The 2,011-nt window shown below is 44.3% G+C and carries 2 protein-coding genes; one reads left to right on the forward strand and one right to left on the reverse strand.

The genetic code is table 11. The annotated features are described in order from the left end of the window. Positions 1-313: 313 nt before the first annotated feature. The gene (locus BO222_RS12725; RefSeq protein ID WP_075821110.1) at positions 314-1,489 is read right to left on the reverse strand and encodes an iron-containing alcohol dehydrogenase; all 1,176 of its coding nucleotides are present in this window, start codon (positions 1,487-1,489) and stop codon (positions 314-316) included. Between the two features lie 234 nt (positions 1,490-1,723). Between BO222_RS12725 and tnpA the strand changes: the two genes are divergently transcribed. Continuing rightward, a partial coding sequence (gene tnpA, locus BO222_RS12730) for an IS66 family insertion sequence element accessory protein TnpA (RefSeq protein ID WP_198931968.1) occupies positions 1,724-2,011 on the forward strand: 288 nt, incomplete at its 3' end.

The raw sequence follows: 2,011 nt of genomic DNA on the forward strand, positions 1-2,011 counted from the left end.
CAAAAGGCGGAAATCTTCCGTTTCCGACTTTCCTGAGAGGAAAGCTGGAGCACAGAGAAGATTTCCGCCTTTGATGGTATTCAGGGATAACCGGGAATAAAAGCCCGTGCAAATTTCAAAAGGTTACGAAACGTTAGTCGCGTTTCTCCTTTTTCTTTGTCTTTCTTCATCTTTCTTTTTCTGCCTGGTTGAGTCTTTAACGTATGTTGGTAAGCCGTTGATTCAGAAGTGGAATTTTGAAGAAATCGAGTAATATAAAAAGCCCTCTAAATTGCAGAGGACTTTATATTAATTTCACGATCTGGTTTCTGATTTAGAAATCTACTGGTTCGTTGTAGAAGCAGGCTTTCAGAAGTTTTTCCATTTCAGCCGGAGTGATGGAACGTGGGTTAGAGCCAGTGCAGGCATCGCCAACGGCCAGTTCAGCAACCACAGGAAGTTTTTCAAGGAATTCAGCTTCGTCGATAATTCCGCCTTCATATTCTTTGATGGATGGAGCGATGTTCAGCTGCTGATTCATGTTGTTGATCCACTCGATCAGAGCGGCTGAAGTTGGTTCTAGACCGATAAATGCAGCGATTTCGCCATAACGTTTTTCAGCTTCTGGTTCTTTGGCATTATAGGCAATCACTTTAGGCAGATACATTGCATTTGCAGCACCATGAACAATATGGCCGCCGGAATAAGCGGCCCCTGTTTTATGAGCCATGGAGTGAACAATTCCAAGCAAAGCGTTAGAGAAAGCCATACCAGCCAGACACTGCGCATTATGCATGCGATCACGGGCAGCCATATCTCCATTATAGGAATCCACCAGGTTGTCTCTGATCATCTTGATGGCATGTAAAGCGAGTGGATCGGTGTAGTCGCAATGTAATGTCGAAACATAGGCTTCAATCGCATGGGTTAAAGCATCCATACCTGTATTCGCAGTCAGCTTTGGAGGCATCGTTTCGGCTAGAGCTGGATCAACAATGGCTACATCGGGAGTGATGTTGAAATCAGCTAATGGATATTTAACACCTTTGGAGTAATCAGTAATTACTGAAAAAGCGGTAACTTCAGTTGCAGTACCGGAAGTCGATGGGATTGCTGCAAATTTTGCTTTTGTACGCAGCGTTGGGAAGCTGAATGGAGTAATCAGATCTTCAAAAGTGATTTCCGGGTATTCATAGAAAGCCCACATCGCTTTTGCAGCATCAATAGGACTTCCGCCGCCAACGGCAACAATCCAGTCCGGTTCAAATTCACGCATCATAGCAGCGCCTTTCATTACTGTTTCAACGCTTGGATCTGGCTCTACGCCTTCGATCAGCTGCACTTCCATTCCGGCTTCCTGAAGATTTTTCGCAATTTTATCAAGGAAGCCAAAGCGTTTCATACTTCCACCGCCGACTACAACGCTTGCTTTCTTTCCTTCTAAAGTTTTCAAGGCATCAAGTGCATTTTCTCCATGATACAAATCACGAGGTAAGGTAAAACGATTCATAATAAACAATTTCTCCTTTGCCTGTTAGGGCTTCTTTATCTAACATCTTAACAGAAAGCGCTTGCACGTAAACAGTCAATATTTAACTCGATATTTAAAAAATGAGGTAATCCGAAGAGAAAAACAAGACATGCCGTATTTTGGCAGGAGACTAGTAACCTTTTGAAATTTGCACGGGCTTAGATCCTCCGGTTCCAGTCGATATTCTGTATTCGACTAGAACTGGAGGATTTTATGCATAATTATCTGTTTTCCAAATCCCGTGAACTGAATCAGGAACAGTGGATGAACCTGGTTGATCAATATCAGGTGTCAGGTCTGACTCAGGCTGGCTTCTGCGTCCAAAACGGCCTGGCTTTATCCACCTTCCAGTACTGGCGCAGAAAAGCTGCCGCCGTATCGCCTGCTTCAGCGGCTCTTGAATTCGTAGAAATTGACAGGACGGTCTTCCTGGATTTGGAAGGATCAGACGAGAGTCCAAAGCCGGTGATTGAAATCACTGACAGCGACCGAACGATCCGT

It is taken from the genome of Ileibacterium valens, assembly GCF_001945525.1.
Classification (GTDB): Bacteria; Bacillota_I; Bacilli_A; order Erysipelotrichales; family Erysipelotrichaceae; genus Ileibacterium; species Ileibacterium valens.